The 7,157-nt window shown below is 66.3% G+C and carries 6 protein-coding genes; 2 read left to right on the forward strand and 4 right to left on the reverse strand.

What is annotated here, in order from left to right; genetic code table 11:
* Nucleotides 1–4 precede the first annotated feature (4 nt).
* A complete protein-coding gene (locus tag TVC13_RS09060; RefSeq protein ID WP_422400888.1) occupies nucleotides 5–1,654 on the reverse strand; it encodes a sensor histidine kinase in 1,650 nt (549 codons plus the stop codon).
* Between the two features lie 367 nt (nucleotides 1,655–2,021).
* Between TVC13_RS09060 and TVC13_RS09065 the strand changes: the two genes are divergently transcribed.
* Together TVC13_RS09065 and TVC13_RS09070 are read left to right on the forward strand one after the other, a co-directional pair.
* The gene (locus tag TVC13_RS09065; RefSeq protein ID WP_422400889.1) at nucleotides 2,022–3,590 is read left to right on the forward strand and encodes a serine hydrolase; all 1,569 of its coding nucleotides are present in this window, start codon (nucleotides 2,022–2,024) and stop codon (nucleotides 3,588–3,590) included.
* A gap of 111 nt (nucleotides 3,591–3,701) precedes the next feature.
* Nucleotides 3,702–4,175, forward strand: a complete 474-nt coding sequence (locus tag TVC13_RS09070) for an Lrp/AsnC family transcriptional regulator (protein ID WP_422400890.1) — start codon at nucleotides 3,702–3,704, stop codon at nucleotides 4,173–4,175.
* Nucleotides 4,176–4,268: 93 nt separating this feature from the next.
* On the opposite strand, the gene TVC13_RS09075 is transcribed toward TVC13_RS09070, so the two are convergent.
* From TVC13_RS09075 to TVC13_RS09085, 3 genes are read right to left on the reverse strand one after another with little or no spacing between them, the layout of a single operon-like run.
* A complete protein-coding gene (locus tag TVC13_RS09075) occupies nucleotides 4,269–5,387 on the reverse strand; it encodes an ABC transporter ATP-binding protein (RefSeq protein ID WP_422400891.1) in 1,119 nt (372 codons plus the stop codon).
* Nucleotides 5,387–6,190: an ABC transporter permease gene (locus TVC13_RS09080; RefSeq protein WP_422400892.1), complete on the reverse strand. Its 804-nt coding sequence runs from the start codon at nucleotides 6,188–6,190 to the stop codon at nucleotides 5,387–5,389. Before TVC13_RS09080 ends, TVC13_RS09075 begins: the two co-directional genes overlap by 1 nt.
* Nucleotides 6,187–7,104 (reverse strand): ABC transporter permease, encoded by a 918-nt coding sequence (locus TVC13_RS09085; protein ID WP_422400893.1) that lies wholly within the window; start codon nucleotides 7,102–7,104, stop codon nucleotides 6,187–6,189. Before TVC13_RS09085 ends, TVC13_RS09080 begins: the two co-directional genes overlap by 4 nt.
* Between the last annotated feature and the right edge of the window lie 53 nt (nucleotides 7,105–7,157).

The raw sequence follows: 7,157 nt of genomic DNA on the forward strand, positions 1-7,157 counted from the left end.
GCAGCTAGCCGCCAAGGACGTCGAGCCGCTCTGCCATGCCGGTGAGGCCGGCGCCGGGGCCCGGGGCTGCGCCGCCGCGCCCGTCATCGCTCACCTCGATGAGCAGCGATCCGGGGGTGCGCCGCAGGGCAACCCGCACCGACGCGGCGTCGGAATGCTTGATCGAGTTGGCCAGCGCCTCCGCGATGACAAAATAAGCGGTGCTCTCCAGCGCCGGAGGAAGTTCGCCGTCAGCGACGGAGAGCTCCAGCCCGGTGGGAATGGGCATTCGGTCTACCAGGTCCTCCGTGGCCGCGGAGAGCCCGCGCTGGATCAGCGGGGCCGGCATTACGGTGTGCACGACGTCGCGCAGTTCCGCGGCTGCCTGGTCAATATTGCGCCGGAGCCGGACTGCCTGTCCTGAGAGGGAACATTCGGGGCCGGCGGTATGCGCCAGCTGTTGCGCTTCCAGGCCCAGGAGTACCAGCTGGGCCTGCAGCCCGTCATGAAGGTTCTGGGCTATCCGGCGCCGTTCGGTGTCCGCCACCTCAACGAGCCGTTCACGCGAGAGCTGCAGTTCCCGGCGGTTGGCGTGGATCAATGCGGTAAGCCGTTCCCGGTCGAGGGCAATGGCCACCACCCGGCTGGCTGTGCGGACCAGCTCGCGCTCCGGAACAAGGGCGCGGTCGTAGTTGATGGCACCGATAAGCCGTCCGTCCAGCTCCACCGTTTCCTGCGCGCGCTGCGGGTCATGAGCCTTTGAGTCCACCGGTTCCCCTTTTACGTTCAGGAACTGTCCGGCCGGAGCCCAGAACCAGACATCCAGCGAGGGATCGCCGAGCGTGCGGGAGAGCACCGCGGCGATGCCTGCCTGGTCGTCAGATGCAGCCTCCAGCCACTGCCCCAGTTCTTCGAGTTCACCGGTTCGCGCCACTCCGCCGCGCAGGACGGCCAGCGTGAAGGCGATGGGTACCAGGGCCAGGACGGTCAGCTGGAAGGAGCCCACCAGCACCGAGTCCCAGCCAAAGAGGAATGGCAGGGCCCTGGTCGCACCGAGGACAAGGAGAATCGCCAAGATGCCGTAGGCGTAAAGCGGCATCAGCACACGGTGCTCGGGCGGGCTCGCCGCGCGCAGCCGCAGGAGCAAAAGAGCCGCCGTAGCAAGAAGGACGATGCCGCCCACCGCGCCCTGCAGCAGTTGCCCCGCTTGGACCAGGGCCGGGTCCTCGGTGATGGACAGGCCGCTGTCCGCCGAGAAAAGGACAGCAGGCGCCTGCAGGACGAGCGCCGTCATATAGCCGGCTGTGGCCGTGAGCCTGGCCGGCGCGGACGGGAGCCTGCCGGTGGGAAAAGCCAGCAGCAGATGAATGAAGGTGGCGAGCGGGAGAGAGGCGGCAATGGACCCGACGGCGATGAGCGCCAGGACCTGCGAATTTCCCAGCCCGGTGAGGAACACCGCAGCGCCGGAGAGGAGGATGAGCGGGCCCATGAGGGTGCCTGGGCGGCCATGCCAGGCAAGCAGGCCGGCAACCAGGTATGCGACGACTGTCAGCGGGAACATCAGCAGCACAGGGCCTGCGGGTCCAGTCGGCGGTACGAGGGCCAGCAGCAGGCCCGTCAGGAGCAGGCCGGTGACAAAGATGGCCAGCAGGGCGCGGTTGAGTGATTGCCGCATCGGCGGCCGTGTCCGTCCCTCCGGCCGTCGCCGTGCAGCTGCCCGAAGCGGCCGGATTAGTGCTCCCATTGCGTCCCCCCCCGATGTTGGCTCCAGCTAAACACCGGGGGCCGTTTCCCGGCGTATGTTACGGGCGCACTACTCGGAACTGGGGACCTGGGTCTCTAGGTAGGCAGCGGGCGCCGGTGGAAGTCTTAGCTTGGCGTGATCCGTTCCCGCGCTCACGGAAACCCGGCGCGGGACGGGCACTCAGGCACCGCCCGCGTTCAGCCTGCCCAGAGGCTAGCCCGCCCGGCGGGACAGGACCACCCAGACGGAGGACGGATTGCACATTCAATCGAGAAGAAGAGCGCCTTTGGTTGCCGCCTTGGCGGTATCCCTGGCGCTTTCGGGCTGCACAGCCGCCGGGACCGCTGCTGGGGTACAGGCCGGAACAGACCCCGGCCAGGACGTCCTGGCCATGCCGGAGAAGAGCATTGATGCTGCACTGGAACGGCTGCCCGGGATCGTGGAGGAGGTCCTGGAGCGGACCGGCGTGCCGGGGATGTCTGTTGCGGTGGTCCGGAACGGTGACACGGTTTTCGCTGAAGGGTACGGGGTCCGCGAAGCAGGCACGGACAAGGCCGTCACGCCGGATACCGTGTTCCAGCTGGCATCCCTCTCCAAGCCGCTCGCGGCAACGGCGGTATCAGCAGCCATCCACCAGGCAGGAGGGGACCTGAGTTGGGATACGCCTATCCACACCCTGCTGCCGGATTTCGCCTATTCCGACGCCGCAGTCACCGGCCTCGCGACGGTCGGGGACGCCTTCAGCCACCGCACCGGCCTGACGACCGGTGCCGGGGATGATCTGGAAGATCTTGGCTTCGACCGGGCGACGATTCTGGACCGGCTCCGGCTGCAGCCGCTGGATGCCTTCCGAACCAGCTACCACTACTCCAACTACGGGCTAACGGTCGGTGCCGAAGCCGTGGCACGCTCCAGGGGCCAGTCGTGGGATGCGCTCATGGACGAGTTGGTCTACGGCCCGATCGGCATGGAATCCTCCTCCTCGCGCCATGCTGACTTCCTGGCCAGGGACAACCGTGCCCTGCTGCACGCCAAAATCGACGGGGAGTTCGTCGCGGCCTTCGACCGGGATCCTGATCCACAGGCACCGGCGGGTGGCGTGTCCTCCACCGTGGAGGACCTTTCCCGGTGGATGTCCGTGGTACTGGCCGGCGGAGCTCTGGAGGCCGGGGGCGGCCGCACCCAGCTTGTGGATCCGGATGCGCTGGCCGAGGCGTTGAGTCCGCAGATCGTCACGAACAGCCCGCAGACTGGCGGGGAACGGCCCTCGCACTACGGTCACGGTTTCAACGCGAACCCGCTGCTGAGCGGGCGGATGGCAAACTCGCATTCCGGTGCGTTCGTGCTTGGCGCCGGGACCGCAGTCACTATGGTGCCGCAGCTTGGGCTCGGGATCGTGGCGCTGGGCAACGGGGCGCCCGTTGGTGCGCCCGAGTCGGTAACCTCCCAGTTCATGGACCTTGTGCAGTTTGGTGAACCCACCCGCGACTGGACCGGGGACCTTGGTGGTCTCTTCGCTGCCCTGCTGGCGCCGGCCGGTGACCTGGCGGGGAAGGCCCGTCCGGCTGGAGCCGCTGAACCGCAGGACACCCAGGGCCTGACCGGCACGTACTTCAGTCCGTACTTCGGGGAAATGACCATAGAGGAGACCAATGGAGGACTGACGGCGAGGCTCGGCCCGGACGGGGTGACGGAGATCGAACTGGAACCATGGGACGGAGACACCTACGCCTATGAGCCCGTGAGCGAGAGCGCCCCGTACGGATCACGCGCGAGTGCCGCTTTTGACCGGACGGGCAGTGCGGTGAGAGTGGTGCTGCAGTCCCTCAACGGCAGCGGCCTGGCCACCTGGACGAAGAGCTCCTAGGCCGGTTGCTTGACGGGATACGCAGTTCGAAGGCTTGGCAAGCGGCTCCTGCGATATGCGGAGAGAGGCCCTGTTAGACTTCGAGAAAATCCGTTCGACCGTGCCGGAGCCATGAAACTCGACAAAATCGACCGCCACATCATCACTGCCCTGAAGGCTGACGGCAGGCGTTCCTATACGTCCATCGCAGCCGAGCTGGAACTCAGCGAAGGTACGGTCCGGCACCGCGCGCAGCGGTTGATGGCAGACGGCGTTATGCAGGTTGTCGCGGTCACCGACCCCATCCGGGTGGGGAGGTCCCATTTCTTCATGGTGGACATAGCCGCCACGCCCGGGCGTGCCGCGGAAGTCGCCGCCGAAGTGGGCAAGCTGCCCGACGTCGTCTGGGTGGCATTGGTGGACAACGGCCGGTTCAAGCTGCGGGTAGAGGTCATCTGCCGCGACATGCGGCATTTCCGGGATGTGCTGTTCACCGGTATCGAACCGATTGACGGGGTGCTGGAGACGCGGAGCCAGTCGATCCTCAAGGTGGTCAAGACCAACTACGGCTGGGGGCTCCCGGACCAGGCGGACGAGCCGTCCTGAACCGCGCTGGGCAGCACGTCCGGTCCACACCGCCTAACACCTTAAAAGCGTATGGCCCGCCCGGGAACCGGCGGGCCACACGCGTCAGTATGGCTACAGCGAAACGACGCTCATCGCGTCCGGGCGCGGGCGCAGGCCGATGGTCTGCCCGGGCAGCAGCTGCGGGGCGGCCGCGAGGTCCACAAGGGCTTTGACGCGCAGGTCGAAGGCCTGCAGCCGTGCGATGATCCGCACCTGGTCACCCAGGAAAACCGATTCAATGACCTCGGCGGTAAACGCGCCAGGGGCACCGGCTGCGTCCACGGAAAACCCGGAGGGACGCACAGCCAGACCGAAGCCCTCCAGGCTGCCGGTGTTTCCGGTGCCGGCCAGCACTGTGGGGCTGCCGGTGATCGTCGCGGCCACACCGCCGTCGGCCGGAGTCAGCTGCAGTTCTGCCGAGGGCTCCAGGACGCAGGACCCGGAGATGAAGGACGCCGCGAACGCCGTGGGCGGGCGCAGGTAGAGGTCCTCCACCGGAGCACAGATCTTAAGCTGGGCCTGGTCCATCAACGCGATCCGGTCGGAGAGGACCAGCGCTTCTTCGCGGTCATGGGTGACGTAGACGATCGTGGTGCCGAACTCCTGGTGAACGCGCCGGATCTCCTCCAGCATGTCCTCCTTCAACGCCTTGTCCAGGGCGCCCAGCGGCTCGTCCATAAGCAGCAGGCTCGGAGAGAATGCGAGCGAGCGGGCGATTGCCACGCGCTGCTGCTGGCCGCCGGAGAGCTCGGCAGGCAGACGATCCCCGAAGTCTGCCAGCCGCATCCGCCCCAGCATTTCCGCCGCACGCGCCTGCCGGCGTGCTGCGTCCCAGCCGCGCATCTTCAGTCCGTACTCGATGTTCTTCCGCACCGACAGGTGCGGGAAGAGCGCATAGTTCTGGAACACCATGCCGATGTCCCGCTGGGCGGGGCTCAGCCGGGTTACGTCCCGTCCGCCCAGGCGAATGGTGCCGGAGGTGGGGGTGTCGAACCCGGCGATCTGGCGCAGCAGGGTGCTCTTCCCGGAGCCTGAGGCACCCAGCAGGCTCACCAGCTCACCCCTGCGGATGGTCAGATTGACGTTATCCAGCGCCTTCACCGTGCCGAAGGAGCGGCAGAGTCCTTCAATTTCGACGGCGGGAACCGGCGCCTGCGCGTCTGTCCGGCTGGGAGCCATGGTTTCCGTCATTACTTCTTCACTCCTTGGGTTATCGAAAGAAAGACCGCCACGAGGGCTGAGGTCAGCACCGCGATGATGGAGGCGATGGCCGTGACCACGGGTTCGCTGCCCCATTGCAGGGCATCGAGGATGCGCTTGGGCAGCGTGAGCAGTCCTGGTCCGCCGAGGAAGTTCACCAGCACGGCCTCCTCGAAGCTGGCCTGGAACGCCAGGACGAATCCGGCGATGAGGCTGGGGAACGCCAGACGCAGGGTGATGCCGGTGAACGCCCGGGCCCTGCTGGCACCGAGGGTGATCGCGACCAGCTCCAGTTCCTTCGGCTGCGCCCGAAGGCCGATTGCACCGATCAGGATCACGAATGGAATGGCCAGGACGGCATGTGCGACAGCGAGGCCCCAGAAGCTGCCCAGCATTCGGAACTGCGCGAACACACCGTAGATGGCGACGGCGAATGCGGACACCGGGATGAGCAGGCTTGCGACGGAGAGCTGCTCGATCAGGGCACGGACCTTCAGCTGGCTGCGCAGAATGGCCCACAGCGCCGGAAGGGACACGGCCACCGCGATCAGTGCGCTGACGACGGCGAGCCGCAGGGACAGACCGAGTGAGTCCAGCCATTTGGGGCTGTTGAAGAGCTCGATGTACCGGTCCACGCCCCAGGATCCGGGCGGGAACTTGATGGAGGCATCGTTAGCGAAGGAGAGCAGGATGGTGAAGAGGATCGGCGAGAGCAGAATCAGCACTGAAGTGCAGATCAGCGCCAGCCCCATTAGCCGGGCGATCCGGTCCAGGATCCGGTCCAGGGGTTTCATCGGATGGCTCGTTTCAGGGTCTTGGCGCCCACCAGTGCGGCAACAACAGCGAGGACCAGGACGGCGACGATCAGCAGCACGGCTGCGCTGGCGGATGCACCCTGGAAGTCGTAGCGGCTGTTGAGCTGCTGGTTGATCAGGGTTGCCATAAACGCTGTCTGCGGTCCGCCGAGCATCACGGGGGTGATGTAGAACCCGATCGAGAGTACAAAGACCAGGGCCATGGAGGCCAGGATGCCGCCCTTGGCCACCGGCAGGGCGATCCCGAGCAGCGCCCGGGTGCGGGTGGCGCCGAGGGCTTCGGCTGCGGTCAGGGTCTGCAGGTTGATGGTGGAGATGGCGGCGAAGAGGGAGAAAACGGCGTAGGGGATGAGCGAGTACGTGATGCCGATGATCACCGCTGTGTCGTTGTACAGCAGGGAGAGCGGCTCATCGATGATGCCCAGTGCCAGCAGGACGGAGTTCACCGGGCCCTGTTTGGAGAGCATGATGAAAATGGCGTAGTTCTTCATGATCACGCCGGTCCACATGGGGATGAGCGTGACGGTCCAGAGCAGGATGCGTACCCAGCGCCGTTTCGTGGCGTGGATGGTCCAGGCGATGGTCAGGGAGATGATGGTGGCCACCAGGGTGACCACCACGGAGTCCACGAGAGTGGTGGTCAGGGCGCGCCGGCTGACCGGATTGGTGAAGACGGCAGCGTACCGGCCGAACGTGTCCCCGTCCGAGGAGGCCTCGATGAAGATCCGGATCAGCGGGTACACCACAAAGAGTGCCAGCATCAGGATCAGCGGGAAGGAGAGCAGGAAGCCGTTGACCGCGCTCATTTCGAGCCGCCAGGAGCCTGCCCGGGTAGGTGATGGGGCATCGCCCGCCGCGCTGCGTGCGGGTGCCTCCGTGGTCTGTTGTGTCATGAGTATCCCTGAGAGAAGGGCGGGACAGCCGGCGCGTTCGGCGCTTGCTGTCC

It is taken from the genome of Arthrobacter sp. 3Tela_A, from assembly GCF_049311025.1.
Classification (GTDB): Bacteria; Actinomycetota; Actinomycetes; order Actinomycetales; family Micrococcaceae; genus Arthrobacter_B.

Bases quoted from the DNA above. Each gene is read 5' to 3' on its own strand.
- TVC13_RS09060 (WP_422400888.1), bottom strand. From the start codon at position 1,654: ATGCGGCAATCACTCAACCGCGCCCTGCTGGCCATCTTTGTCACCGGC.
- TVC13_RS09070 (WP_422400890.1), top strand. From the start codon at position 3,702: ATGAAACTCGACAAAATCGACCGCCACATCATCACTGCCCTGAAGGCT.
- TVC13_RS09075 (WP_422400891.1), bottom strand. From the start codon at position 5,387: ATGACGGAAACCATGGCTCCCAGCCGGACAGACGCGCAGGCGCCGGTT.
- TVC13_RS09080 (WP_422400892.1), bottom strand. From the start codon at position 6,190: ATGAAACCCCTGGACCGGATCCTGGACCGGATCGCCCGGCTAATGGGG.
- TVC13_RS09085 (WP_422400893.1), bottom strand. From the start codon at position 7,104: ATGACACAACAGACCACGGAGGCACCCGCACGCAGCGCGGCGGGCGAT.